Origin of the sequence: Streptomyces sp. NL15-2K (assembly GCF_030551255.1) — a bacterium.
Lineage (GTDB): Bacteria > Actinomycetota > Actinomycetes > Streptomycetales > Streptomycetaceae > Streptomyces.
Map to the genome: position 1 here is coordinate 6,492,151 of NZ_CP130630.1, position 26,290 is coordinate 6,518,440.

A 26,290-nucleotide genomic window follows, 5' to 3' on the forward strand; every position below is an offset into this window, starting at 1 on the left:
GATGAGGGACGGCTCCTCGGATCGCGGGTCCGCCACCGTGTGGAGCGTGTGTGCGATCGCCGTGCTGTGTGTGGTGTTCGGCGTGGTGCTCGCCCTGGGGCAGGCCGTCGTGACCCGGCATCGCGCGGCCGGCGGCGCGGATCTCGCGGCCCTCGCGGCGGCGGACCACTGGGCGGACGGCGCCACGGCGGCCTGCGGCCGGGCGGACGACGTGGCCCGAGCCCAGGGCACGCGGCTCGTGCGGTGCGCCATCGTGGGCGAGACCTCGGACCTGACGGCGGCGTCGGGACGGGGGCCGTTCACGGCGGAGGTCAGGGCACGGGCGGGGCCTGTGGAGTCGTTGGTTCCTGCGGAGCCGGCGGCTCCTGTGGAGTCGGCGGGGCCTCCGGAGTCGGCGGTTCCTGCGGATCGGGTGCCGCTGGAGGACCCTGCGGGCCCAGCTCCTCTCCCGGCCCCGGCGGCACCGCCCCCTCTGCCTCCTCTGCCTCCTCCGCCCCCGGCTTCTCGTCCGGCGCCCCTCGCAACAGCTCCGTGAGCAGCCGTACGGCCCCTCGCTTGTGGAGCGGATCGTTCCCGTTGCCGCACTTGGGGGACTGGATGCAGGACGGGCAGCCGGCCTCGCACTCGCAGGAGGCGATGGCTTGGCGGGTGGCGGTGAGCCACTCGCGGGCGGTGTGGAAGGCGCGCTCCGCGAAGCCCGCGCCGCCGGGGTGGCCGTCGTAGACGAAGACCGTCGGCAGGAGGGTGTCGGGGTGCAGCGGGATGGACACGCCGCCGATGTCCCAGCGGTCGCAGGTCGCGAAGAGGGGCAGCATGCCGATCGACGCGTGCTCGGCGGCGTGCAGGGCGCCGCCGAGGATCTCGGGGTTGATCCGGGCCGCGTCCAGCTGGTCCTCGGTGACCGTCCACCACACGGCACGCGTGCGCAGCGTACGAGGAGGGAGGTCGAGCTTCGTCTCGCCCAGTACTTCACCGGTGATGACACGTCGACGCAGGAAGGAGACCACTTGGTTGGTGACCTCGACGGAGCCGTAGCACAGGCGTCCGTCGCCCCAGGGAACCTCGATGTCCGTCTCCAGGACGGAGATCGACGTGGTGTCGCGGGCGACCGTCGCATACGACGGGCTGGCCTGCTCGACCAGGGCGACCGAGTCCTCCAGGTCGAGGGAGCGCACGAGATACGTGCGGCCCTGGTGCAGGTGCACCGCGCCCTCGTGCACGGTGCCGTGAGCGGCACCCTCGTCGACCGTGCCCAGCAGGCGGCCCGTCCCGGCCTCGACGACCTGGACCGGCCGGCCGCCTTCTCCGCGGATGTCGGTCAGGTCGGCGGCGCGCTCCCGGCGCGTCCAGTGCCAGGCCTTCGTGCGGCGGCGCAGCAGCTTCGCGGCCCCCAGTTGCGGAAGCAGTTCCGCGCAGGCCGGGCCGAACAGGGGAAGGTCCTCATCGGTCAGCGGGAGTTCCGCGGCCGCCGCGCACAGGTGCGGGGCGAGCACGTACGGGTTGTCGGGGTCGAGGACCGTCGACTCCACGGGCTGCTCGAAGAGGGCTTCGGGGTGGTGGACGAGGAAGGTGTCCAGGGGGTCGTCGCGGGCGATCAGGACGGCGAGGGCGCCCTGCCCCGCGCGGCCGGCGCGGCCCGCCTGCTGCCACAGGGACGCGCGCGTGCCCGGATACCCGGCGATCAGCACGGCGTCGAGGCCCGAGACGTCGATGCCGAGTTCGAGCGCGGTCGTCGCGGCCAGGCCGAGGAGTTCGCCGGAGTGGAGCGCCTGTTCGAGTGCGCGGCGCTCCTCGGGGAGGTAGCCGCCCCGGTACGCCGCGACACGCCCGGCCAATGACCGGTCCACCTCGGCCAGACGCTCCTGGGCGATCACCGAGATCAGCTCGGCACCGCGCCGGGAGCGGACGAAGGCGACGGACCGTACGCCCTGCACGGTGAGGTCGGTCAGCAGGTCGGCCGTCTCGGCGGTGGCGGTACGGCGGACAGGTGCGCCCTTCTCGCCCTGTAGTTCGGTGAGCGGGGGCTCCCAGAGGGCGAACACCAGTTCACCGCGCGGAGAGGCGTCGTCGGCCACCTCCACCACCGGGAGGCCGGTCAGGCGGCGGGCGGCCACCGAGGGCTCGGCGGCGGTCGCGGAGGCCAGCAGGAACACGGGCGAGGCGCCGTACCGGGCGCACAGGCGGCGCAGGCGGCGCAGCACCTGGGCGACGTGGGAGCCGAAGACACCGCGGTAGGTGTGGCACTCGTCGATGACGACGTACTTCAAAGACCGCAGGAAGGAGGACCAGCGGGGGTGTGACGGGAGTATGCCGCGATGCAGCATGTCCGGGTTGGTGAGGACGTAGTTGGCGTACTGGCGGACCCACTCGCGTTCCTCGACCGGCGTGTCGCCGTCGTAGACGGCGGGGCGTACGGAATTGCCCAGAGGTTGTGAAAGTTCCTTCACGGACCGGCACTGATCCGCCGCGAGGGCCTTCGTGGGAGCCAGGTAGAGGGCGGTGGCGCCGCGGCCGTTCGGGGCCTCGGAGCCGTCCAGAACCGTCGACAGGACGGGCACGAGGTACGCCAGGGACTTGCCGGACGCGGTGCCGGTGGCGACGACCACCGAGTCGCCGTCCAGGGCGTGCTCGGCCGCGCGTGCCTGGTGGGCCCAGGGGTGTTCGATTCCGCAGGCCTGCACCGCGGCGATGACCTCCGAGCGGATCCGGTCCGGCCAGACGGCATGGCGACCCTCGCGCGGGGGCAAGTGCTCCGTATGAGTGATGCGCGAAGCCCGGCTCGGCCCCGCGGCGAGCCGGTCCAGGACCGTGCCTGGCGAGAGCCGGGAGGCGGGTTCCGTCCGGGGTCGATCGGATCGGTGATTCTTGGCCATCGGCACCGAGTGTGTCACTGGCGTGACGGACAATGGGACCAAGGCGTCGTGCACGCCTGCCGTAAGTGATTGAATGCCATCGCGGCTGGCGAACCGTCCTGGGAGCTTCAAGCCGAGGTGTCCCAAGTGGCGACCGCTCGATAGCAAGGTGCTGGAGGATCCGTGGACCTGTCCCTGTCGACCGAAACTGTTGGCGATCGCACGATCGTCAGGGTCGGTGGCGAAATCGACGTATATACCGCGCCCAAGCTGCGCGAGCAGCTGGTCGAGCTGGTGAATGACGGCAGTTTCCACCTTGTCGTCGACATGGAGGGCGTGGACTTCCTCGACTCCACCGGGCTCGGCGTACTGGTGGGCGGACTGAAGCGGGTGCGGGCTCATGAGGGCTCGCTGCGCCTGGTCTGCAACCAGGAGCGCATTTTGAAGATCTTCCGTATCACCGGCCTCACCAAGGTGTTCCCGATCCACACCTCGGTCGAGGAAGCGGTGGCGGCAACCGACTGAATCACCGGTCCGGGCGCGGTGGAAAGGCTCCGCGCCCGGGGCGGCCGAAGTTGAACGAGGGGGTCCGGGCGTTCGGCGGCCGGTCCCCCGACAGCACGCCCGTAGTTCCGAGGGGGATGCATGGCCACCGTTGAACTCCGCTTCAGCGCGCTGCCCGAGCACGTCCGGACCGCCCGACTGGTGGCGGCAGCGGTGGCGCGCAGGGCCGGAGTGGACGAGGCCGTCCTGGACGAGGTCCGCCTCGCTGTCGGCGAGGCCTGCACCCGTGCCGTCGGGCTGCATCAGAACGTGGGCATCACGGCGCCGGTGAAGGTGGTGCTGATCGAGGAGGAGAAACAGTTCTCCATCGAGGTCGGCGACGAGGCGCCGCGTCACGTTCCCGGCGACCGGGCACCCGGGGACGCGGACGAGGACTCCGACGTGGAGACCGAGGAGGACGAGATGGGCCTCGCGGTCATCAGCGGCCTCGTCGACGACGTGGAGGTCAGCGCGGGGGAACACGGCGGTTCGATCCGCATGACCTGGCCGACCACGCCGCCGATCGCGGTGCTTCCCTGACACGAGCGACGACCCGACTGACGTAACGCATCACCCGAAGGGCCCTGCTGAGCAGGGCCCTTTGTGTTTTTCAAGAGCATTCTGAATTCGTGAAGCAATTCACGATCAATTTCCGATCATTCGATCGGCTGAAAATGCTTTCGAGGCGTTACGCGGGGTGTAGCAGATTCCGGTTTACCGCGTACTGTTTTGATCAGGAACAGATCTCTAGACTCCGTCCACATCTTGAGCTCAGCCCAAGCGTCAAGGAGGACGAATGGCGGGGCTTTCTTCCCCAGACCAGCTGGACCACTCCACAGCCCTCGCGGCAGCGGTCCTGACCGACGGCAACCGTGTCATGGTGTCGGTCATCGGCGTCGTGGCCTTGGCCGCCCTCGTGGTGGCAGGCGTCCTGGTGCGCCAGGTACTCGCGGCAGGCGAGGGCACCGACAGCATGAAGAAGATCGCGGCAGCGGTCCAGGAAGGCGCGAACGCCTATCTGGCCCGGCAGTTGCGCACGCTCGGCGTATTCGCCGTGGTCGTGTTCTTCCTGCTCATGCTGCTACCTGCGGACGACTGGAATCAGCGCGCCGGACGATCGGTGTTCTTCTTGATCGGCGCGGCGTTCTCGGCGGCCACCGGCTATATCGGTATGTGGCTCGCCGTACGGAGCAATGTGCGCGTCGCCGCCGCCGCGCGCGAGGCGACCCCGGCGGCGGGCGAACCGGAAAAGGATCTCACCGCCGTATCGCACAAAGCGATGAAGATCGCTTTTCGTACGGGCGGCGTCGTCGGCATGTTCACGGTGGGGCTCGGTCTGCTGGGCGCCTCCTGCGTGGTGCTGGTGTACGCCGCCGACGCGCCGAAGGTCCTCGAGGGCTTCGGTCTCGGCGCGGCGCTCATCGCGATGTTCATGCGAGTCGGCGGCGGCATCTTCACCAAGGCCGCCGATGTCGGCGCCGACCTGGTCGGCAAGGTCGAGCAGGGCATCCCGGAGGACGATCCGCGCAACGCCGCGACCATCGCCGACAACGTGGGCGACAACGTCGGCGACTGCGCGGGCATGGCGGCCGACCTCTTCGAGTCGTACGCCGTGACCCTGGTCGCCGCGCTGATCCTCGGCAAGGCGGCCTTCGGCGACGCCGGGCTCGCCTTCCCGCTGCTCGTCCCCGCGATCGGCGTGCTCACCGCGATGATCGGCATCTTCGCCGTGGCCCCGCGCCGCGCCGACCGCAGCGGCATGTCCGCGATCAACCGGGGCTTCTTCATCTCCGCGGTGATCTCGCTCGTGCTGGTGGCGGTGGCCGTCTTCGTCTACCTCCCCGGGAAGTACGCCGACCTCGACGGCGTCACCGACACGGCGATCCTGGGCAAGGGCGGCGACCCGCGGATCCTCGCGCTCGTCGCGGTGGCGATCGGCATCCTGCTCGCGGCCGTGATCCAGCAGCTGACGGGCTACTTCACCGAGACCAACCGCCGACCGGTCAAGGACATCGGCAAGTCCTCGCTCACGGGGCCCGCCACCGTCGTCCTGGCTGGCATCTCGGTCGGCCTCGAATCGGCCGTCTACACCGCCTTGTTGATCGGCCTCGGCGTGTACGGGGCGTTCCTGCTCGGCGGTACGTCGATCATGCTGGCGCTGTTCGCGGTGGCGCTGGCCGGCACCGGCCTGCTCACCACGGTCGGTGTGATCGTCGCCATGGACACCTTCGGGCCGGTCTCCGACAACGCGCAGGGCATCGCCGAGATGTCCGGCGACGTCGAGGGGGCGGGCGCCCAGGTGCTCACCAACCTCGACGCGGTCGGCAACACCACCAAGGCCATCACGAAGGGCATCGCCATCGCCACCGCCGTCCTGGCGGCGTCGGCGCTCTTCGGGTCGTACCGTGACGCGATCATCACCGGCGCGCGGGACGTGGGCGAGAAGCTGTCCGGCGAGGGCGCGCCGATGAACCTGATGATGGACATCTCACAGCCCAACAACCTCGTCGGTCTCATCGCGGGCGCGGCGGTCGTCTTCCTGTTCTCGGGGCTCGCGATCAACGCCGTGTCGCGGTCGGCGGGTTCCGTGGTGTACGAGGTGCGGCGGCAGTTCCGCGAGCATCCCGGGATCATGGACTACAGCGAGAAACCGGAGTACGGCAAGGTCGTCGACATCTGCACCAGGGATGCCCTGCGCGAGCTCGCCACGCCCGGACTGCTCGCCGTGATGGCGCCCATCTTCATCGGGTTCACGCTCGGTGTGGGTGCCCTCGGCGCCTTCCTCGCGGGCGCGATCGGGGCGGGCACGCTGATGGCGGTGTTCCTCGCCAACTCCGGTGGCGCGTGGGACAACGCCAAGAAGCTCGTCGAGGACGGCCACCACGGCGGCAAGGGCAGTGAGGCCCATGCCGCGACGGTGATCGGCGACACGGTCGGCGACCCCTTCAAGGACACCGCCGGTCCCGCGATCAACCCGCTGCTGAAGGTGATGAACCTGGTGTCGCTGCTGATCGCGCCGGCGGTCATCAAGTTCAGTTACGGCGACGACGAGAACATCGGCGTACGGATCGCGGTCGCGGCCCTGGCCTTCGTCGTGATCGCGGGCGCCGTCTACGTCTCCAAGCGGCGCGGGATCGCCATGGGTGACGAAGACAACGCCGAACAGGCGCCCAAGTCGGCCGATCCGGCGGTGGTTTCGTAGGGCGGTTCCACGAGGCCCAGCTCAAGGGGCGGGCGGGCGGCGCGTGTTGACGTGCCACCCGCCCGCTTCGTGTGTGTTCACACCCCGGCCGTGAGCCTTGTCTCGCTTGGAGCAAATAGGCTCAAACCGGATCTTTGCGGACCTTCGACGTGTGGGTGTCGTCCACATGCCGTGTATGTTCCGGGGCCGAGAGCCATGGAAGGGACCAATCCGGTGAACAAGAAGCTCGCGGCCGCGCTGTCCGGCGGTGCGGTACTGGTACTGGCGCTGTCCGGGTGCGGCGGCGACGACAGCAGTGAAAAGCTGAACTCCTGGGCCAAGGAGGTCTGCGACGCAGTACAGCCGCAGGCCAAGAAGATCGAGGCCGCCAACGCCGCGATCCAGAAGGAGACCTCGGACAACAGCACGCCGGAAGCGGTCCAGAAGACCGACGCGCAGGCCTTCCAGGACATGTCGGACGCCTACAAGGCGATCGGGGCCGCCGTGACCAAGGCCGGGGCACCGGACGTCGACAAGGGCGAGAAGAAGCAGCAGGACGCCGTCAAGGAGCTCAACACCATCTCCTCGTCGTACGCGTCCCTGAAGACGCAGGTCGACAAGCTCGACACCAAGGACCAGGCCAAGTTCGCCGACGGCCTCAAGGACATCGCGACCGAGCTGGACAAGCTGAGCAAGAGCGGAAACGACGCCCTGAAGACGCTCGAAGAGGGCGACGTCGGCCAGGCGATGGCCAAGCAGCAGAGCTGCAAGAGCGCGTCCGCCCCGGCCTCGGCGACGACGGGCTGAGGTTCGCGGGGGCCGGCGGGGCACTCTGGCGCACGGGTTCGCGGGTCACAATGGGAACGTGAGTAACTCCAGCCTGTCCGCCCTGCCCGCCTCCGACCGTCCCGACGTCACCGCCCGGCTGCGGGATGCGCTCCTAGGGGCCTCCTTCACCGCCGACGGGCTGCTCGACCTGCTCGGAGCGCCCGCGTACGCGGCCCTCGCGCGCAGCGAGATCGTGCCCGCGCTCCGGGCGACACGCGGCGACACGTCGCTGGAGATGCTCGTACGGCTGTTCCTGTTGCAGCAGCCCGTGCCGCACGCGCGCGTGGCGGGCGTTCTGCCCGTCGACGCGTGCCTGGAGAGCGGGTGGCTGGTTCGTGCGGGCGCGGACGAGGTCGCGGCGGCCGTGGACGTACGGCCGTACGGCGGGCCTCGTGGCGAGGACTGGTTCATCGTGTCCGACCTGGGGTGCGCGGTCGGCGGGGCGGGCGGCATCGGGAGCCGGGAGGAGGGCGTGGTCCTCGGCGTCGGCGGTGCCTCCACGACCCTCGCCGGCATCACCGTCCGTACGCCCGTCTCCGCCGCCCTCGATCTCGGCACCGGCTCCGGGATCCAGGCGCTGCACGCCGCCCAGCACGCCACGCGCGTGACGGCGACCGACCTCAACCCGCGCGCGCTGCACATCACGGCGCTCACGCTGGCACTGTCCGGCGCCCCGGCCGCCGACCTGCGCGAGGGCTCGCTGTTCGAGCCGCTCCGGGACGACGAGACGTACGACCTGATCGTGTCGAACCCGCCCTTCGTGATCTCGCCGGGCGCGCGGCTGACGTACCGCGACGCCGGGATGGGCGGGGACGATCTGTGCCGCACGCTCGTTCAGCAGGCGGGGGAACGGCTGAGGGAGGGCGGGTTCGCGCAGTTCCTCGCCAACTGGCAGCACGTGGAGGGGGAGGACTGGCAGGACAGGCTCAGGGCGTGGGTGCCGCGCGGGTGCGACGCCTGGATCGTGCAGCGCGAGGTGCAGGACGTCACGCAGTACGCCGAGCTCTGGCTCAGGGACGCCGGTGACCACCGGGCCGACCCGGCCGAGTACCAGGCGCGGTACGACGCGTGGCTGGACGAGTTCGAGGCGCGCAAGGTGAAGGCCGTGGGCTTCGGGTGGATCACCCTGCGGAAGACGGGTGCCGCCGTGCCCTCCGTCACCGCGGAGGAGTGGCCGCATCCGGTCGAACAGCCACTCGGTGAGACGGTCCGGGAGCATTTCAAGCGCCTCGACTATCTGCGGACGCACGACGACGCGGCCCTGCTCACGGGGCACTTCAAACTCGCTCCCGAGATCGTCCAGGAGCAGGTCGGACTGCCCGGCGCCGAGGACCCGGAGCACGTGGTGCTGCGCCAGAACCGCGGGATGCGGCGCGCCACTAAGGTGGACACGGTCGGCGCGGGATTCGCAGGCGTGTGCGACGGTTCGCTGAGCGCGGGGCGGATTCTGGACGCCATCGCACAACTGGTGGGCGAGGATCCGGTACTGCTGCGCGACCGCACACCCGCGCAGATCCGGCTGCTGGTGGAGCAGGGGTTCCTCGAACCGGCCTGATTCCGGCGACGGTGTCACGTGCGAGGTGTGCTTGTGTGCGAGTCCGTAGGACGACCGGCAAGATACCTGCGCCCGGGTCGGTCTGCGCCCGGGACAGGAGGAGATCCTCGGACGAGGTGCGAGGACGGACACCCCCCGACACGCCCCGTCCTGAAGGCCGGGGGAGGGGCGTCCACAGCCGTGCCGGCCCCGCGTTCACCTGGGGTTCGCCTGTCCGCCGCCCGTGCGTGTCAGCCTCCACGGGCTGGGCACTCGCAAGGGAAGAAAAGGGGCGCACACGGCCATGGAGAGCGGACCGGCGATCTTCGCGGGAGTGGTGTTCGGCCTGTTCGGAGTCGGGCTGCTGGTGTGGACCGTGGCCCGTGTCCGGCATCGTGAACCGGTCGCCCACGGTGTGAGCCCCGTCGCATCGGCGACCCTCGCGACCGTCGCCGCGGTGATCGCGTTGGCCGTCGGAACATGGTGCTTCTCCCGCGTCTGACGGCGGCCTTGGAGCTCCGGCCCGGGTACGGCCCAGGTAATTGGGAGATCACCCTCCGGATAGGCTCGAAAAGGCTGGTCGGTACTCCGGGCGGCAGGAATGGCGGTAGTCGGGTTACCGTTCGAGTGGCCGTTGCGGGCTTTTCCCGTTTGACACGGGGGCGGGATGTACCGTCACACTCCGCAGCGTCAGCATGACCGCACCCCGGGACCAAGCCCTGGGGAGAGACCCCAGCGTCGACCGGAGAGAAGAGCGAAGTTGTCCCCGACCAGCGAGACCGCACAGGGCGGCCGCCGACTCGTCATCGTCGAGTCGCCTGCCAAGGCGAAGACGATCAAGGGCTATCTCGGCCCCGGATACGTAGTCGAGGCGAGCGTCGGGCACATCCGCGACCTCCCCAACGGCGCCGCGGAGGTGCCCGAGAAGTACACCGGCGAGGTCCGCCGCCTCGGCGTGGACGTCGATCACGACTTCCAGCCCATCTATGTGGTCAACGCCGACAAGAGAGCGCAGGTCAAGAAGCTCAAGGACCTGCTGAAGGACTCCGACGAGCTCTTCCTCGCCACCGATGAGGACCGCGAGGGCGAGGCGATCGCCTGGCACCTCCAGGAGGTGCTCAAGCCCAAGGTCCCGGTCAAGCGGATGGTCTTCCACGAGATCACCAAGGCCGCGATCCAGGCCGCCGTCGCCAACCCGCGCGAGCTGAACCAGAAGCTGGTCGACGCCCAGGAGACCCGCCGCATCCTCGACCGTCTCTACGGCTACGAGGTCTCGCCGGTCCTGTGGAAGAAGGTCATGCCGCGCCTGTCGGCCGGCCGTGTCCAGTCGGTCGCGACACGTCTCGTCGTGGAGCGGGAACGCGAGCGCATCGCCTTCCGTTCTGCTGAGTACTGGGACCTGACGGGCACCTTCGCGACCGGCCGCGCGGGGGACGCGTCGGACCCGTCGTCGCTGGTCGCCCGCCTCCAGACCGTCGACGGCAGGCGGGTCGCGCAGGGCCGCGACTTCGACTCCCTGGGACAACTCAAGAGCGCGAACATCCTCCACCTCGACGAGGCGAACGCCCGCGCCCTGGCCGCCGCCCTGGAGAACACGCGGTTCTCCGTCCGCTCCGTCGAGTCGAAGCCGTACCGCCGCTCGCCCTACGCCCCGTTCCGTACGACGACGCTCCAGCAGGAAGCATCGAGGAAGCTCGGCTTCGGCGCGAAGGCCACGATGCAGATCGCGCAGAAGCTGTACGAGAACGGCTTCATCACGTACATGCGTACGGACTCCACCACCCTGTCGGACACGGCGATCGCCGCCGCCCGCGCCCAGGTCACGCAGCTGTACGGCGCCGACTACCTGCCGGCACAGCCGCGGACGTACGCCGGAAAGGTCAAGAACGCGCAGGAGGCGCACGAGGCGATCCGCCCCTCGGGTGACCGCTTCCGCACGCCTGCCGAGACCGGCCTGACCGGCGACCAGTTCCGGCTCTACGAGCTGATCTGGAAGCGGACCGTCGCCTCCCAGATGAAGGACGCGACCGGTAACAGCGTGACGGTGAAGATCGGTGGCGCCGCCGCCGACGGCCGGGACGTCGAGTTCAGCGCCTCTGGCAAGACGATCACCTTCCACGGCTTCCTGAAGGCGTACGTCGAGGGCGCCGACGACCCGAACGCCGAGCTGGACGACCGCGAGCGCCGTCTGCCCCAGGTCCACGAGGGCGACGCGCTGAGCGCCGAGGAGATCACGGTCGACGGGCACGCCACCAAGCCCCCGGCCCGCTACACCGAGGCCAGCCTGGTCAAGGAGCTCGAAGAGCGCGAGATCGGCCGCCCGTCGACGTACGCGTCGATCATCGGCACGATCCTCGACCGCGGCTATGTCTTCAAGAAGGGCACGGCCCTCGTGCCGTCCTTCCTGTCCTTCGCCGTGGTCAACCTCCTGGAGAAGCACTTCGGGCGGCTCGTCGACTACGACTTCACCGCCAAGATGGAGGATGACCTCGACCGCATCGCACGCGGCGAGGCGCAGGCCGTGCCGTGGCTGAAGCGGTTCTACTTCGGCGAGGGCACCGGCAACGGCGGCGCGGCCGAGGCCGGCAACGGCGACGGGGACCACCTCGGCGGCCTCAAGGAGCTGGTGACCGACCTGGGCGCCATCGACGCGCGCGAGGTGTCGTCGTTCCCGGTGGGCAGCGGCATCGTGCTGCGGGTCGGACGCTACGGCCCGTACGTCGAGCGCGGCGAGAAGGACTCCGAGAACCATCAGCGCGCGGACGTCCCCGAGGACCTGGCCCCGGACGAGCTGAGTGTCGAGTACGCGGAGGAGCTGCTCGCCAAGCCGAGCGGCGACTTCGAGCTGGGCACCGACCCGTCGACGGGCCACCAGATCATCGCCAGGGACGGACGCTACGGCCCGTACGTCACCGAGGTGCTCCCCGAGGGCACCCCGAAGACCGGCAAGAACGCCGTCAAGCCGCGTACGGCTTCGCTGTTCAAGTCGATGTCGCTGGACACGGTGACCCTCGAGGATGCCCTGAAGCTGATGTCGCTGCCGCGCGTCGTCGGCACGGACGCGGACGGCGTGGAGATCACCGCGCAGAACGGCCGCTACGGCCCGTACCTGAAGAAGGGCACGGACTCGAGGTCCCTGCAGTCCGAGGAGCAGCTGTTCACGATCACGCTGGAGGAGGCGCAGGCGATCTACGCCCAGCCCAAGCAGCGTGGCCGGGCCGCCGCCAAGCCGCCGCTGAAGGAACTGGGCGAGGACCCGGTCAGCAAGAAGCCGGTCGTCGTCAAGGACGGTCGCTTCGGGCCGTACGTCACCGACGGGGAGACCAACGCGACGCTGCGCTCCGGCGACAGCGTCGAGGAGATCACCCCGGAGCGCGGCTTCGAACTCCTCGCCGAGAAGCGGGCGAAGGCGCCCGCCAAGAAGACGGCGAAGAAGGCCACCGCGAAGAAGGCCGCCCCGGCCAAGAAGACGGCCGCCAAGAAGACCGCGGCGAAGAAGACGACGACAGCCGTGAAGAAGACGACCGCCAAGAAGACCACCGCGAAGAAGGCGACGGCTTCGAAGACGGCTTCGGAGGACTGAGACGCGGAGGTCTGAGCGCGGGGGCCACCGCGGTGCGGTGGATCGAGCCGCGGAGGTCTGAGTCGCGGGGGAGTGAGCCGCGCCGCGTTTCTCCGGATTCCTCGGATTCCTCCACGGACGCTTCGCAAAAAGAACGCCCCGGCATCAGTTTGGTGTCGGGGCGTGCGTACGTTCGGACGGGCGCTCCGGGCTGTCGGTGGCTGCCGATAGGCTGAACACATGACCCGAGCCGAGCAGCCAACGGCCCCTCACCCGGCCCCCGACGACGCCCTGGTCGCGGACTCCCGCGAGCGCGCCGTCCGCGCTCTGCTGCGGCGACCGCAGCTGAAACGGCTGTGGAGCGCCCAACTCGTGGGTGGTGTCGGCGACACCCTCGCGCTCCTTGTGCTGGTCGTCCTCGCCCTCCAAGCGGCGATCGCCGAGGGCTCCTTCGGCGGCGGCTACCGGGGCGTGGCGTTCGCAGTGGCGACCGTTTTCGCGGTGCGCGTCCTGGCGACGCTGCTCTTCGGGGCGGTCCTCCTCGGACCGCTCACCTCACTCACCTCCCAGGAGGGCCCCCTCGACCGCCGCTGGACCATGGTCGGCGCCGACGGGCTGCGGGCCGCGGTGCTCATCGTGGCGCCCCTGTGGATCGACTGGACGCCCGAGGACGCGCTGGCCGTCATCCTGGTCACCGCCTTCGTGACCGGAGTCGCCGAGCGCTTCTGGACGGTGTGCCGCGAGAGCGCGGCGCCCGCGCTGCTGCCCCCACCGCCCCCCGAGGGCGCGACGGTACGACCGCTGCCGGACCACATGGACACCCTGCGCCGCCTGTCGCTGCGTACGAGCTTCGTGGCGATCCCGCTCGCGGCCGCCGCGCTCGTCGTCGCGGCGCTGCTCAACAACCTGCTGGGCGCGGGAATCGCCTGGTTCGCCCAGCACCAGGCGGCCCTCGCGTCGTACGTCGCGGCCGGGCTGTTCGCCGCGTCCCTGTCCTTGCTGGTCTTCCTGGAGCTGCCCGACACGCGTACCCCGCGCGCGCGTTCACCGCTGGAGGGGCTGCGCCGGCCCAAGTCGGGCACGGGCGTCGACAAGGGCCGCACCGGCGCGATCCCGATGCTCGTGCTCGCCTGCTCGGCCGTCGCCGCGGCGGTGGCGGCCGCGGTGGGCGTCGCCGTGCTGCACGCCAAGGACCTGGGCGGCGGCCCGGTGATGTACGGGCTGCTGGTGTGCGCCCTGACCGGCGGAGTGGTCGTCGGCATCCGTACGGCGCCTTCCGTGCTGCCGTCGTTGTCGCGCCGTCGGCTGCTGTCGCTGGCGCTCGCCTTCACCGGCGTCGCGCTGCTGGCCGCCGGTCTCGTTCCGGACGTCACCAGCGTGGTGCTGATCCTCGCGCTGGCCGGCGTCGGCGCGGGCGTGGCCGCCAACACCGGCCACACACTGCTCGACCAGGAGGCCGAGGACAATCGCCGGGCGCGTACGACGGAGCATCTGCACGCGGTCGTACGGGTCTTGGTGGCGCTCGGCGCGGTGATCGCGCCCCTGGTGGCGGCGGCGATCGGCCCGCACCGCCTGGAGAACGGCAAGTTCGTGTTCGCGCACGGCGGCGCGGCCTTCACCCTGATGCTGGTCGGCGCGCTGCTGCTGCCGGTGGCCGCGCTGGTGCTGGCCAAGGTCGACGACCGTGCGGGTGTGTCACTGCGGCACGACCTCAGGGACGCGCTGCTCGGCGGCGACGACCCGGTGACGGCGCCCGCTTCGAACGGCTTCTTCATCGCCCTGGAGGGCGGCGACGGCGCCGGGAAGTCCACCCAGGCCGAGGCGCTCGCCGAGTGGATCAGGGCCAAGGGGCACGAGGTCGTGGTGACCCGCGAGCCGGGGGCCACGCCGGTGGGCAAGCGGCTGCGGTCGATCCTGCTGGACGTGTCGAGCGCCGGGCTGTCGCACCGGGCGGAAGCGCTGCTGTACGCGGCGGACCGCGCGGAGCACGTGGACACGGTCGTACGGCCCGCGCTGGAGCGCGGCGCGGTGGTCATCTCGGACCGGTACATCGATTCCTCGGTGGCCTATCAGGGGGCGGGCCGTGATCTGTCCCCGACCGAGGTCGCCCGGATCAACCGCTGGGCGACGAACGGTCTCGTCCCGCACCTGACCGTGCTGCTGGACGTCTCGCCGGAGACCGCGCGCGAGCGGTTCACCGAGGCGCCGGACCGGCTGGAGTCGGAGCCGGCCGAGTTCCACGCGCGCGTGCGGTCCGGATTCCTGACCCTGGCCGCGGCCGACCCCGGGCGCTACCTGGTGGTGGACGCGGGGCAGGAGCCCGAGGCCGTCACGACCGTCATCCGGCACCGGCTGGACCAGGTACTGCCGCTGTCCGAGGCCGAGATCCAGGCCCAGGAGGAGGCGCGCCGCAAGGCCGAGGAGGAGGCCCGGCGCAAGGCGGAGGAAGAGGCCGCCCGCAAGGCCGAGGAGGAGCGCCTGGAGCGGGAGCGCCAGGAGCAGCTCGCGCGGCTGAAGGCCGAGGAAGAGGAGCGCAAGCGGCGCGAACTGGAGGAGGCGCAGCGACGCGAGGCCGAACGGCAGGCGGAGGAGGCCCGGCTGCGCGCCGAGGAGGCGCGTAAGCGGGCCGAGGAGGAGCGGCAGCGGCTCCTCGCGGAGGAGAAGGCGCGGGCCGAGGAAGAGGCCCGGCGCAAGGCCGCGGAGGACCGGCGCCGCAAGCAGGCCGAGGAGGAGGCCCGGCTGCGTGCCGAGGCCGAGGCACGGCGCCCGGAGAAGCAGCGGAAGGCGGAGGAGGCGCTGCTGCGGGCCGAGGAGGCACGGCGGCTGGCCGAGCAGGCGGCGGCCGCGGCGGAGGCCGGGCCGAAGCCGACGGCACCTCAGCCGGGGGCTCCCGGCGTCACGCCGGACGCGGCGACCGTACCGACACCGGTCGTGACGCCGACGAACGCGTCGGGCGGGCCGGCGGACGAGACGGCGGTGCTGCCGCGGGTCCGGGACCAGAAGGACCAGGGCGGCGAAGGGAACGCGCAGGGCGCGGGTGAGCGGGGCTCCGGCTCCGGTGGGCCCGACTCCGAGGTGACGACCGAGCTGCCGCAGCCGCCGGTTCCTCCGGGTGCGGCAGACGAGACCGCCGTACTGCCCTCCGTGGCGCCGGACGGTGCCGCCGACGAGACCGCGGTGCTTCCGCCCGTGCGGGACGAGGGCACCGCGGACCGGGTTCCTCCGGGGTTCTTCCGGGACGAGCGGCCGGGGGTGCGGCCGGACGGTACCGAGGACCGCACGCGTGAGCTGCCGCAGGTCGACGAGGACGGGGCGCCTCGGCGGCGGACGCGGTCCGACTGGGCCGAGGAGACGCCGCTGGACGACCTGCCGACGTTGGCGGACGAGCTGCTCGGTCCGCGGGAGGACGAGGAGTTCGACGACGGGCGGGGACGACGCGGACGGGGACGGCGGGGCTGAGCCCGCCTCGTTGCTGGGGCCCCGTTGCTGGTGCCTCGTTGTCAGTGCCGCCGTCCACAATGGATCCCGTACCGCGTGACATGACGAAAGGGCGGGGTGAGGGATGACCGTCTGGGACGACCTGGTCGGCCAGGAGAGGGTGAGCGAGCAGCTCGACGCCGCCGCTCGGGACGCCGACGCCCTGGTCACCGCGGCCACCGCGGACACGCCGCCGCCCGAGGCGTCGAAGATGACGCACGCCTGGCTGTTCACGGGACCGCCCGGCGCGGGGCGCATTCAGGCGGCGCGGGCCTTCGCCGCCGCGCTGCAGTGCGTCAGCCCGGACCGCGCCCTCGGCGGATCCCCCGGCTGCGGCTTCTGCGACGGCTGCCATACGGCTCTCATCGGCACCCATGCCGACGTCAGCACCGTCGCCGCCGTCGGCTCGCAGATCCTCGTCGACGACATGCGGGACACCGTCCGCAAGTCGTTCACCTCGCCGGCGAACGGCCGCTGGCAGATCATCCTGGTCGAGGACGCCGAGCGGCTGAACGAGAAGTCGGCCAACGCCGTCCTCAAGGCCGTCGAGGAGCCCGCCCCCCGGACGGTCTGGCTGCTGTGCGCCCCCTCCATCGAGGATGTCCTGCCCACCATCCGCTCCCGCTGCCGCCACCTGAACCTCTCGACGCCCTCGGTGGACGCCATCGCCGACATGCTCGTACGCCGTGAGGGCGTCGAGCCCGCCGCCGCCATGGCCGCCGCCTGCGCCACCCAGGGCCACGTCGACCGGGCCCGCCGCCTCGCCACCGACCCGGCCGCCCGCGAGCGCCGCGCCGCCGTGCTGAAGCTGCCCCTGCGGGTCGAGGACATCGGCGGCTGTCTCAAGGCCGCCCAGGAACTGGTCGACGCGGCCGCCGAGGACGCCAAGCAACTCGCCGAGGAGCGGGACGGCAAGGAGACGGAGGAGCTCAAGGCGGCGATGGGCGCGTCCCAGGGCGGCCGGATGCCGCGCGGTACGGCCGGCGTGATGAAGGACCTGGAGGACAGGCAGAAGCGCCGCAGGACCCGTACGCAGCGCGACAGCCTCGACCTGGCCCTGACCGACCTCACCGCCTTCTACCGCGACGTCCTCGCCCTTCAGCTCGGCTCCCGGGTCGCGATCGCCAACATCGACGCCGAGGACGCCCTGGAGCGGCTCGCCCGCGGCAGCTCCCCCGAGTCCACGCTCCGCCGCATCGAAGCGATCGCCGCCTGCCGAGAGGCCCTCGACCGCAACGTGGCCCCGCTGCTGGCCGTGGAGGCGATGACCATGTCCCTCAGAGCGGGCTGACCCACGAGGGCAGGCACGACCGTAGGCACCAGCAAAGGAGGTTGACCACGTCACTCGTACGAGCCATGGCGTACGCGGAGAGCGTCCGAGCCACTGCGCAGAGTTACGCTCGGGTGATGTTCATCAGGCGTAGCTCCCGCCCCAGCACAGCGGCAGACCAGACCGACTCGCCCGGCCCGAGCCCCAGCACGCGCGGCCCCCGCAGACGCAGAGCCCGCACCCACAGAGCCCGCACCACCGGCGGTGCCCTCCTCGCCGTGGCGGCGATGCTCGTCTCCGCGTGCTCGTCGGGAAGTGCGACGACTGCGGCCGGCTCGGCCGTGGAGCCCGCGCTCGCCCCGTTGCCGAAGGCCGTGCCGGCCGCCCTCGCGTCGTACTACGCGCAGAAGCCGAGGTGGCGCGGCTGCGGAGTCCCCGGCTTCGAGTGCGCCACGCTGAAGGCGCCGCTCGACTACGCGCATCCGGCCGACGGGGACGTCCGGCTCGCCGTCGCACGCAAGAAGGCCACGGGGCCGGGCAAGCGACTGGGCTCGCTGCTGGTGAACCCGGGCGGGCCCGGCAGCTCGGCGATCGGCTACCTCCAGGCGTACGCCGGGATCGGCTACCCGGCCCAGGTCCGCGCCCGCTACGACATGGTCGCGGTCGATCCGCGCGGCGTCGCCCGCAGCGAGCCCGTCGAATGCCTCGACGGGCGGGACATGGACAGGTACACGCAGACGGACATCACGCCGGACGACGAGCGGGAGACGACCCAACTCGTCGACGCGTACAAGAAGTTCGCGGAGGGCTGCGGCGCGGACTCGCCGAAGCTGCTGCGGCACGTGTCCACCATCGAGACGGCCCAGGACATGGACATCGTGCGGGCGGCGCTGGGCGACGCGAGATTGAACTACGTGGGGGCGTCGTACGGGACGTTCCTCGGGGCGACGTACGCGGGACTCTTCCCGGCCCGGGCGGGCCGGCTGGTCCTGGACGGCGCGATGGATCCCTCGCAGCCCTCGCGCCGGATGAACCTCGATCAGACCGCGGGATTCGAGACGGCGTTCCAGTCGTTCGCGAAGGACTGCGTCCAGCAGCCGGACTGTCCGCTGGGCACGAAAGGCACGAAGACCGCCGAGGCCGGCCGGAAACTCAAGGCCTTCTTCGAGAAGCTGGACGCCCGGCCGATCCCCACGGGCGACGCGGACGGCCGTAAGCTCGGCGAGTCCCTCGCCACCACCGGGGTGATCGCGGCGATGTACGACGAGGGAGCCTGGGCGCAGTTGCGTGAGGCACTGACCTCGGCGATGGACGAGAACGACGGCGCGGGCCTGCTGGTCCTCTCCGACAGCTACTACGAACGTGACGCCGAGGGCCGCTACGCGAACCTGATGTTCGCCAACGCCGCCGTGAACTGCCTCGACCTCCCGGCCGCCTTCGACACCCCGGACGAGGTCCACAGGTCCCTCCCCGCCTTCGAGAAGGCGTCCCCCGTCTTCGGCAAGGGCCTCGCCTGGGCCTCCCTGAACTGCGCGTACTGGCCGGTGAGGGCCACGGGCGAGCCGCGCCGCATCGAGGCGAAGGGCGCGGCCCCGATCGTCGTGGTCGGCACCACCCGCGACCCCGCGACGCCGTACCGCTGGGCCCGCGCCCTGTCGGGCCAGCTCTCCTCCGCCCGCCTCCTCACCTACGAGGGCGACGGCCACACCGCCTACGGCCGCGGCAGCTCCTGCATCGACTCCACGATCAACGCCTACCTGCTCCGCGGCACCCCTCCGAGAGACGGAAAACGCTGCTCCTAGCCCCGTCGGCGGCCCCGGGCACCCGTGCCCGGGGCCGGTTCGGAGCACCCCCGGAAACTGTGTAGACTTACCGACGTTGCTGATCGCACCATGGTGTGGACGGCGTGCCGCCTTAGCTCAGATGGCCAGAGCAACGCACTCGTAATGCGTAGGTCTCGGGTTCGAATCCCGAAGGCGGCTCAAGAAAGTGCAGGTCAGATGGGTTATGGCCCTCCATGTGTGACATGGAGGGCCTTTTCTGTGCCCTGCTGGGAACATTCTGGGAACGGCTACAAGGCGAGAGAGTTCGGCTGTTCTCGCATGCATGGCAACGCCATCGCGATGGTCCTGCTGGACAAGGTCGCCACCTCAGCGCCCACGGTGACGAAGAGCTGGGCGGATGCTGGGGTCAAGCAGGGCGCGGTCGATCACGGCGCCCGCCTGGGCATTGATGTGGAGATCATCCAACGGGACTCCGAGGCAAGAGGGTTCGCTCCGGAACCGAAGAGGCGGGGGGTGGAGCAGACATTCGGCCTTCCTGCTCCACCGCAGGCTCGTGCGAGACTACGAAAGTCGCCCGGCTCGGTGGAGGTGATCCCGAAGATCCACAGAACACGGGCCGGGAGTAGATACGCGAGGCAGGCGGTGCACTCGCCGGCAGACGGACGAGGCGATGCCTGTACGGCCCAAGGTGATCCGGGGGGCGTTCGGACGTGTGAGAATGCTGCCCCGCCCCCGCCCCCTGGAGACGACGTGACGATCGCGGACCTTGTCGCAGCGCCAGACCGGCAGCAGGCGCCCCTCAAGACTTTGGCGCACGTCGAGTTCCAGTTGCGGGTACTGGGGCTGCTCTGCGCCGCGGCGGCCAGCGGGCCAACCAAGTTGAAGACTCCGGGATCGCTCGATGCCTGGGCGCGCTACATCACCCTGCATCGTATTTCTCTGCAATGTGATGCGTGCCAGTCTGCCGCCCTCGATGTCGCCGACAGCATCGCTACCCCGGTGGCCGAGGGGACGTCGATCCGGCAGATGCGTAACCAGGTGTTCCACGGCGGCCCGACGCCACAGAATGTCGATCTCGATGCGCTCCAGGCGGTGGTCTCGGCCAACGCGGAGCGCATTGTGGGGATTCACGAGCACGGCCACATCGACCGGCTGGAGCCCTTCTTCCTCCCGATCAGTGGCGAGCTGGGCGCACTGCACGACTACTCCGAGGCATGCGCGAACTACTGGCCGCGCCGTGGGCCTGCAACCGATGTAACCCGCGCTGAACTCCTTGAGGAGCTTCAGAAGCTGGGCTTGCAGAGCAACGACCGTGTGCTGGAGAACTTCGCTATGGACATCGAGAAGGATCTCCGCGGTTTTGCCGAGCGGGATTCGATCCTGACCTTTGTCGAACCGCCCGAACCCATCATGGTGCGATGGGAGTTGCGCACTTCAGACGGCACGGTTCCACGGGTCGACCGCTTCGTGGTCACAGCGGATCAGGCTCGCATCTGGCAGTCCGAATCAGGACCCAAGTCGTACCAGGCGTTCCTTGCAGAGATCTGCAATTGGAAGCTCCTCAAAGAGCGCCTCCTGGAGCAGCTTGAGGAGCAGGTCGCGCTCGAAGGGCTGATCAAGGAGGAGCTGTTTCCGGAGCTCACGCAGAAGGTCCCCCATGTCCCAGCTCAGGTCCGTCTCGCCGGGGAGAGCGGCGAGGTCACGATCACCCAGGCTTGCCAACGGATCACCGAGCAGACCGGTCTCTACAGCTCGCACACGAACCTCATCACGCTGACCGGCCGTGCGCCCCCTGGTACACACATTGCGATGCCTGCCACTCTGCCCGCTTCTCCTGCGACGACGTCGCGCTCGACTGGTGACAGCACGCAGAGGAGGACGGCGCGGTGGGGTGTGTGGGCGGGTCCGGGCGACGCGCCCGTCCTGCGCGATCGCCGTCGACGAGGTGTACCCGCGTTCCGTTGAGAGGCGGCCTCGCAGAGTCAGACCTTCTCGCAGAGTCAGATCTTGACGATGCGGACGCCGGGGCCGCACAGCATGTGGAGGTCTTCGGGGTCCGAGGTCAGGACGGTCACGGGGGCGGGTGAGGCGAGTGCGGTGGCGGCCACGAGGGCGTCGAGGGCGTGTTTGTGGCCGTGCATGCCAGCTGCGGCGAGGAGTGTGCTGGCGTGGCGGGCGATGGCTTCGGTGGGCGGAATGATGTTCAGACGGGAGATGGCGTAGTCGAAGCGGGCCTGGTTGGTTTTGGGGTCGCGGGCTTCGACGAGGGTGACGGAGCTGGTGATGACGCGGATGTCCTCGGCCTCGGCGGCAGCCAGCCATTCGGTGAGTTCGGGGGTGCGTCGTACGAGTTCGGACAGGCCTTCGCAGTCCAGGACGAGGGTGCCGCTCATGCCGCGTCAGTCGAGCCGGCTGCGTCGCTGCGCAGGAGCGCCCGCTTGGCCTCGACCGCTGCCGGATCCACCGGCCCGTGCTCGGTCTCCGCGTCTTCGATGAGTTCGCGCAGTCGGTCGCGTTCCAGTTGGCGCTGGATGAGGGTTTCGACGTAGGCGGACATGCCGCGCTTGCCGGTGCGTGCCTTGAGGGCGGCGATGGTGCCTTCGTGGAGGGAGACGGAGACCGGGCGGACGGGCCCTTCGCCGGGAGCAGGGTCGGGAGTGGTGGCCATGGAGCCATATTAACAAAACTCTTGTTATTGGGTGGGGTGATTCTGCGGCGTCGCGGCTTGACCGGAGGCAAGTGGTGGATCGCCTCGCGGGGAGCTGTGCAAGATGCCCTCTGGCCTGGTCTTTTGTCTTGTGCTCCTGATGGTTGGTCAGCTCGCGGGATGATCTGGTGCTGGGAGCGGGCAGGAGACGGGCGTCATCGTCACGGCGAGCCCGAAGCGGCCCTGTACGTGCTCGGCTGCGTCGGCCGTCGGCGGGGCGGTGGCCGGCTGGGACCAGGCCCGGGAGGCGTTCCGAGACTTCGGCGTCGTCGCGCCGGGTGTGGTGCACTGGAAGGAGAACGGCAGTGACACCGAGCCGGTGCGGATGCTCGTAGCACAGAGCACACAGGAGGTCATCGTCGTGAATCTCGATGACCGGCCCTGCGCACCCGCGCAGGGCTCGGACCCCGCCCAGGGCCTCAGGGCCATGGGTATGCGCGTATGAACCGCCTCGGAGCCTGTGGAGCACCCGCAATCACCTGACGAACCGCACGATGCGGTCTCGGGGTAACCGTCCGCAGCCGACCTCGGCTCCGGGTCCGGTCACCTGCTCGTCCTCAGGAGCCGCAACCAAGGACAGGCGATGAAGCCGCCTCCATTCACGTATTGCGATCCCGAATCCGTCGATGAGGCCGTCGCGATCAAGAGCGAGTACGGCATCGGATCCCTCGTCCTCGCGGGAGGGCAGAGCCTTCTCCCCATGCTCAACATGCGGCTCGCCAGGCCGGAGGCACTGATCGACATCAACAAGATCGGTGACCTGCAGAAGATCGAGCGCCGCGGCGACGGACTGGAGGTCGGCGCCGGGGTTCGCCAGTACGAACTGGAGGACCACCCGCTGGTCGGCGAACTGGTCCCGCTGCTGCCGGAGGCCACCGGCTACATCGGCCACATCGAGAACCGCCACCGCGGCACGGTCGGCGGCAGCCTGGCGCACGCCGACTCCGCTGCCGAACTGCCGTGTACGGCGATGGCGCTCGACGCGACGCTGGTCGCGCAAGGGCCGTCGGGCACCCGCACCATCGAGGCCCGGGACTTCTTCCGGGGCCGGCTGACCACGGCCCTGGAGCCCGAGGAGGTCCTCGTCGCCGTCCGCTACCCGGTGACGCCACAGGCCGCGGGCCACGGCTTCGTGGAGGTGGCGCGGCGCGAGGGTGACCTCGGGCTCGCCGGCGCCGCCGCGGTGGTGAACCTCGACGAGGACGACCGCTTCACCTCCGTCTCCGTCGGCGTCCTGGGTGTCTCCGACACGCCGGTCCGCGCCTTCGCTGTGGAGGGCGCACTGATCGGTGAGGCCTCGACCGGGGAGAACATCGCCAGGGCCGCCAAGGAGATCGTGCCCTCGGTGACCTCGGGGGACGACCTGCACGCCACGCGCGCCTACCGCCGGCACCTCGCCTCCGTCGTGGTGTCGCGCGCGATCACCGCGGCCGTGGCGCGCGCCCACGAGAGGAGCAACGGGACGTGACGACCTCGACCGCCGCCAAGTACGGCACCGCCCGCCGGACCGTGACCATGCGCGTCAACGAGCGGGGCGTGACCCGCGAGGTGTCGACGCGCACCACGCTCGCCGACTTCCTGCGCGACGAACTCGACCTGGTCAGCGTGCATCTCGGATGCGAGCACGGCGAGTGCGGATGCTGCACCGTCCTCTTCGACGGCCACTCGGTGCGCTCCTGCCTGATGCTGGCCGTGCAGGGGGACGGGCACGCGGTCGAGACCGTCGAAAGCCTGTCCGTCAACCCTGCGGAGCTCCACCCCATCCAGGAGTCCTTCGCCGAGGAGCAGGGGCTGCAGTGCGGCTTCTGCACGCCCGCGATGGTGCTGCGTACCAAGGAGATCATCGAGACCGGTCAGGAGCTGACCGATGCCGAGGTGCGTCACGAGATCTCCGGGATCCTGTGCCGCTGCACCGGCTACCAGAACATCGTCAACGCGGTCCAGTCCGCCGGCGCCAAGCTTCGCGGCGAGGCGACGGCCGACGGCGCCCGGGGAGGTCGTTCCTGATGACCACCGAGCACACGGACACCGCTGAGAAGTCCGGCTACAGGTACATCGGCAAGGACCGCAAGCGGGTCGAGGACCCTCGGCTGCTGGTCGGCCGCGGCGGGTACATCGCCGACCTCAAACTGCCGGGCATGCTGCACGCCGCGATCCTGCGCAGCCCCGTATCGCACGCGTGGATCAGGTCCGTCGACGCGACCGAGGCACTGAAGCTGCCGGGAGTCGTCGCCGTGCTCACCGGCGAGGACTGCAAGGCGAAGATGAACCCCTGCATGAACTTCGGCCCGGCCACCATCGCGCAGTACCCGCTGGCCGTGGACAAGGTCCGCTACGTCGGCGAGGCCGTGGCGGCCGTCGTCGCGGAGAGCAGGTACCTCGCCGAGGACGGCGTGGACCTGCTGGAGGTCGACTATGAGGACCTCCCGCCGGTCACCGATCCCACGGCGGCCATGGAGCCCGGGTCCGCCGTGCTGCACGAGGAGCACGACAGCAACATCGGCTGCGAGCGGATCTTCGAGTTCGGCGATGTGAACGCCGCGTTCGCCGGGGCCGACCTCGTCGTCGAGGACACCCTGCGCTGGGGCCGCTCCGCCGGAATGCCGATGGAGACCGCGGGCGCGGTGGCCCAGCCCGGCTTCAACGGCGTACTGGAGATCTACTGCAACTCGCTCAGCTTCAGCTACTTCTCCTTCCTGATCGCGGGCGCGCTGAGGGTTCCGTCGAACAAGCTGACCATGAAGCCGGTCCCGGCGGGTGGCAGCTTCGGCAGCAAGCTCGCCGCGCACAAGGTGCCCACCCTCGCCGGCTTCCTGGCCCTGCGGGTGGGGCGCCCGGTGTCGTACGTCGAGGACCGGATCGACCACCTGGGGAACTCGGACCACCACGGGAGCGACCGCTTCTACGAAGCGCGCATGGGCTTTCGTGCCGACGGCACGATCGTCGGTCTCGACATCGACGTCGTCGACGACTACGGCGCCTACATGCAGTTCGGCGTCGGCCACCACGGCAACGCCTTCTCCCAGGTCGTCGGCCCTTACCGGTTCCGGGACGTGAGGTACCGACTGCGGGCCGTGCTCACCAACAAGTGCCAGCAGGGCGCCTACCGCGGCTTCGGCTCCGAGGTGCACAACTGGGTGCTGGAGCGGCTGGTCGACTCCGGGGCGGCCCGGCTCGGGCTCGCGCCGGAGGAGATCCGCCGCCGCAACTTCATCCAGCCCGACGAGTTCCCGTACACGATCCCCGGCGGCAACGTCTACGACAGCGGTGACTACCCAGCCGTACTGGACAAGGCACTGTCGATGATCGATCTGGACGGGTGGCGCGCCGAACAGAAGCGCCTGTGGGCGCAGGAGGGCCGCTGCGTCGGCATCGGCCTGGCCACCACCCAGGAGCGCAGCGTCTTCAGCTCCACCGAGTTCTGGTTCCTGGTGGAGAAGACCGTCCTGCCCGTCACCTCCAGCCCCGAGAGCGCGACGGTGACGATCGACCCCACGGGGCAGTTCCAACTCCTGCTGCACTGCCAGTCGATGTGGGGCAACAGTCCCGAGACAGTGGGCGCCACCGTCCTCGCCGAGGAGTTCGGGATCCCGCCGGAGAGCGTCAACGTCCGGTATGCCGACTCCGCCCACGCGCTTCCCAGCACGGGCCCGGGCGGCAGCCGCTACACCGTCATGGTGGCCGGCGCGATCCGGGGCGCGTCGCGCAAGCTGCGGAAGAAACTCATCCACATCGCCGCGCACACCCTCGAAGTGGCCGCGGAGGACCTCGAACTCGTCGACGCGCGCGTGCAGGTCTCAGGCGCTCCGGAGACGGGGCTGACCCTCGCCGAACTGGCGGGCACCGCCTACTTCTTCGCGCTCGACCTGCCCGAGGGCATGACAAGCGGACTGGAGGAGTCCTACACCTACGACCACCCGTACACGACGCTGCCGGCACCGGACGGCTCGGACTTCGGCGTCTTCTACCCGATCATGGGCCATGCCTGTCACATCGCGGTGGTGGAGGTCGACCCCGACACCGGGATGCTCTCCTTCCTCGACTACGTGGCCGTGCACGATGCCGGGACGATCGTGAATCCCAGGAGCCTGGGCGGCCACGTCACCGGCGGCGCCACGCAGGGCATCGGGACCACGCTCTACGAGGAGCTGGTCTACGACGAGGACGGGCAGTTCATGTCCTCGGACTTCAGGGACTACCTGATCCCCACCGCGGGCGAGGTCCCGGCGTTCCGCATCGGGCACGTCCAGACGCCTTCGCCGTTCACCGAGTACGGCATCAAAGGCGGCGGCGAGGGCGGCCGCATGGTGGCCCCGGCGGCCGTGTCGGCGGCCGTCGACGACGCCCTGCGGGAGTACGGGATGCGGGTTCGGCAGCTGCCGGTCAAGCCCTGGGACCTCGTGGCAGCGGTGCAGACCGGCACCGACCGGCAACTTCAGCGGCGGCTGCCTCGACGCCGGGATCGTTGAGGCGGCCGATGGGGTCGTCGGCCGAGTCGGCGCGGGGCGCATGCACTGGTGGGTGCGGTGCGGGCGTCGGCGTGCTCCCGGTG

General features: G+C 70.3%; 18 protein-coding genes, 1 tRNA gene and 1 pseudogene. 17 read left to right on the forward strand and 3 right to left on the reverse strand.

Going from position 1 to position 26,290, the window contains the following annotated elements:
* Window position 1: 1 nt before the first annotated feature.
* Window positions 2-331, forward strand: a pseudogene (locus Q4V64_RS29290) (Rv3654c family TadE-like protein); the annotation flags it as partial.
* On the opposite strand, the gene Q4V64_RS29295 reads toward Q4V64_RS29290, so the two are convergent.
* Window positions 312-2,873 (reverse strand): DEAD/DEAH box helicase, encoded by a 2,562-nt coding sequence (locus Q4V64_RS29295; RefSeq protein ID WP_253266958.1) that lies wholly within the window; start codon window positions 2,871-2,873, stop codon window positions 312-314. The pseudogene Q4V64_RS29290 and the gene Q4V64_RS29295 overlap by 20 nt on opposite strands.
* Before the next feature lie 162 nt (window positions 2,874-3,035).
* Between Q4V64_RS29295 and bldG the strand changes: the two genes are divergently transcribed.
* The 12 genes from bldG (at window position 3,036) to Q4V64_RS29355 (ending at window position 20,996) form a co-directional block, all read left to right on the forward strand.
* On the forward strand, window positions 3,036-3,377 hold the full coding sequence (gene bldG, locus Q4V64_RS29300; protein ID WP_006132569.1) for an anti-sigma factor antagonist BldG: 342 nt from the start codon (window positions 3,036-3,038) through the stop codon (window positions 3,375-3,377).
* 120 nt (window positions 3,378-3,497) lie between these two features.
* Window positions 3,498-3,935: an ATP-binding protein gene (locus Q4V64_RS29305; protein WP_124440278.1), complete on the forward strand. Its 438-nt coding sequence runs from the start codon at window positions 3,498-3,500 to the stop codon at window positions 3,933-3,935.
* A 256-nt stretch (window positions 3,936-4,191) separates the two neighbouring features.
* The gene (locus tag Q4V64_RS29310; protein ID WP_124440277.1) at window positions 4,192-6,597 is read left to right on the forward strand and encodes a sodium-translocating pyrophosphatase; all 2,406 of its coding nucleotides are present in this window, start codon (window positions 4,192-4,194) and stop codon (window positions 6,595-6,597) included.
* A gap of 195 nt (window positions 6,598-6,792) precedes the next feature.
* Complete coding sequence (locus Q4V64_RS29315; protein ID WP_124440276.1) at window positions 6,793-7,383, forward strand: small secreted protein; 591 nt, start codon at window positions 6,793-6,795, stop codon at window positions 7,381-7,383.
* A gap of 58 nt (window positions 7,384-7,441) precedes the next feature.
* Window positions 7,442-8,959, forward strand: coding sequence for a class I SAM-dependent methyltransferase (locus Q4V64_RS29320; protein WP_124440275.1), 1,518 nt, complete (start codon window positions 7,442-7,444; stop codon window positions 8,957-8,959).
* Window positions 8,960-9,242: 283 nt separating this feature from the next.
* A complete protein-coding gene (locus Q4V64_RS29325; protein WP_124440274.1) occupies window positions 9,243-9,440 on the forward strand; it encodes a hypothetical protein in 198 nt (65 codons plus the stop codon).
* Between the two features lie 258 nt (window positions 9,441-9,698).
* Window positions 9,699-12,521, forward strand: a complete 2,823-nt coding sequence (gene topA / locus Q4V64_RS29330; protein WP_124440273.1) for a type I DNA topoisomerase — start codon at window positions 9,699-9,701, stop codon at window positions 12,519-12,521.
* Between the two features lie 219 nt (window positions 12,522-12,740).
* A complete protein-coding gene (gene tmk, locus Q4V64_RS29335) occupies window positions 12,741-15,959 on the forward strand; it encodes a dTMP kinase (protein ID WP_124440272.1) in 3,219 nt (1,072 codons plus the stop codon).
* 103 nt (window positions 15,960-16,062) lie between these two features.
* The gene (locus Q4V64_RS29340) at window positions 16,063-17,268 is read left to right on the forward strand and encodes a DNA polymerase III subunit delta' (protein WP_124440271.1); all 1,206 of its coding nucleotides are present in this window, start codon (window positions 16,063-16,065) and stop codon (window positions 17,266-17,268) included.
* Window positions 17,269-17,384: 116 nt separating this feature from the next.
* On the forward strand, window positions 17,385-19,049 hold the full coding sequence (locus tag Q4V64_RS29345; RefSeq protein ID WP_124440270.1) for an alpha/beta hydrolase: 1,665 nt from the start codon (window positions 17,385-17,387) through the stop codon (window positions 19,047-19,049).
* A 106-nt stretch (window positions 19,050-19,155) separates the two neighbouring features.
* Window positions 19,156-19,229, forward strand: a tRNA-Thr gene (locus Q4V64_RS29350).
* 552 nt (window positions 19,230-19,781) lie between these two features.
* Window positions 19,782-20,996, forward strand: a complete 1,215-nt coding sequence (locus tag Q4V64_RS29355) for a hypothetical protein (protein WP_124440269.1) — start codon at window positions 19,782-19,784, stop codon at window positions 20,994-20,996.
* 35 nt (window positions 20,997-21,031) lie between these two features.
* Here Q4V64_RS29355 and Q4V64_RS29360 read toward each other — a convergent pair whose 3' ends face one another.
* Together Q4V64_RS29360 and Q4V64_RS29365 are read right to left on the reverse strand one after the other, a co-directional pair.
* A complete protein-coding gene (locus tag Q4V64_RS29360) occupies window positions 21,032-21,424 on the reverse strand; it encodes a PIN domain-containing protein (RefSeq protein WP_124440268.1) in 393 nt (130 codons plus the stop codon).
* Window positions 21,421-21,699: a hypothetical protein gene (locus tag Q4V64_RS29365; protein WP_124440267.1), complete on the reverse strand. Its 279-nt coding sequence runs from the start codon at window positions 21,697-21,699 to the stop codon at window positions 21,421-21,423. Before Q4V64_RS29365 ends, Q4V64_RS29360 begins: the two co-directional genes overlap by 4 nt.
* Before the next feature lie 259 nt (window positions 21,700-21,958).
* Here Q4V64_RS29365 and Q4V64_RS29370 point away from each other — a divergent pair, with 259 nt between their 5' ends.
* The 4 genes from Q4V64_RS29370 (at window position 21,959) to Q4V64_RS29385 (ending at window position 26,207) form a co-directional block, all read left to right on the forward strand.
* Complete coding sequence (locus Q4V64_RS29370; RefSeq protein WP_124440266.1) at window positions 21,959-22,183, forward strand: hypothetical protein; 225 nt, start codon at window positions 21,959-21,961, stop codon at window positions 22,181-22,183.
* 138 nt (window positions 22,184-22,321) lie between these two features.
* Window positions 22,322-23,206, forward strand: a complete 885-nt coding sequence (locus tag Q4V64_RS29375) for a xanthine dehydrogenase family protein subunit M (protein WP_124440265.1) — start codon at window positions 22,322-22,324, stop codon at window positions 23,204-23,206.
* Window positions 23,203-23,745 carry a (2Fe-2S)-binding protein gene (locus tag Q4V64_RS29380; RefSeq protein WP_124440264.1) on the forward strand — a complete coding sequence of 181 codons (543 nt, stop codon included), beginning with the start codon at window positions 23,203-23,205 and terminating at the stop codon, window positions 23,743-23,745. Before Q4V64_RS29375 ends, Q4V64_RS29380 begins: the two co-directional genes overlap by 4 nt.
* Complete coding sequence (locus tag Q4V64_RS29385; RefSeq protein WP_124440263.1) at window positions 23,745-26,207, forward strand: xanthine dehydrogenase family protein molybdopterin-binding subunit; 2,463 nt, start codon at window positions 23,745-23,747, stop codon at window positions 26,205-26,207. The genes Q4V64_RS29380 and Q4V64_RS29385 overlap by 1 nt, the downstream gene beginning before the upstream one ends.
* Window positions 26,208-26,290 lie beyond the last annotated feature (83 nt).

Bases quoted from the DNA above. Each gene is read 5' to 3' on its own strand.
- Q4V64_RS29295 (WP_253266958.1), bottom strand. From the start codon at position 2,873: ATGGCCAAGAATCACCGATCCGATCGACCCCGGACGGAACCCGCCTCC.
- Q4V64_RS29305 (WP_124440278.1), top strand. From the start codon at position 3,498: ATGGCCACCGTTGAACTCCGCTTCAGCGCGCTGCCCGAGCACGTCCGG.
- Q4V64_RS29310 (WP_124440277.1), top strand. From the start codon at position 4,192: ATGGCGGGGCTTTCTTCCCCAGACCAGCTGGACCACTCCACAGCCCTC.
- Q4V64_RS29315 (WP_124440276.1), top strand. From the start codon at position 6,793: ATGGAAGGGACCAATCCGGTGAACAAGAAGCTCGCGGCCGCGCTGTCC.
- Q4V64_RS29325 (WP_124440274.1), top strand. From the start codon at position 9,243: ATGGAGAGCGGACCGGCGATCTTCGCGGGAGTGGTGTTCGGCCTGTTC.
- tmk (WP_124440272.1), top strand. From the start codon at position 12,741: ATGACCCGAGCCGAGCAGCCAACGGCCCCTCACCCGGCCCCCGACGAC.
- Q4V64_RS29340 (WP_124440271.1), top strand. From the start codon at position 16,063: ATGACCGTCTGGGACGACCTGGTCGGCCAGGAGAGGGTGAGCGAGCAG.
- Q4V64_RS29345 (WP_124440270.1), top strand. From the start codon at position 17,385: ATGTTCATCAGGCGTAGCTCCCGCCCCAGCACAGCGGCAGACCAGACC.
- Q4V64_RS29360 (WP_124440268.1), bottom strand. From the start codon at position 21,424: ATGAGCGGCACCCTCGTCCTGGACTGCGAAGGCCTGTCCGAACTCGTA.
- Q4V64_RS29365 (WP_124440267.1), bottom strand. From the start codon at position 21,699: ATGGCCACCACTCCCGACCCTGCTCCCGGCGAAGGGCCCGTCCGCCCG.
- Q4V64_RS29375 (WP_124440265.1), top strand. From the start codon at position 22,322: ATGAAGCCGCCTCCATTCACGTATTGCGATCCCGAATCCGTCGATGAG.
- Q4V64_RS29385 (WP_124440263.1), top strand. From the start codon at position 23,745: ATGACCACCGAGCACACGGACACCGCTGAGAAGTCCGGCTACAGGTAC.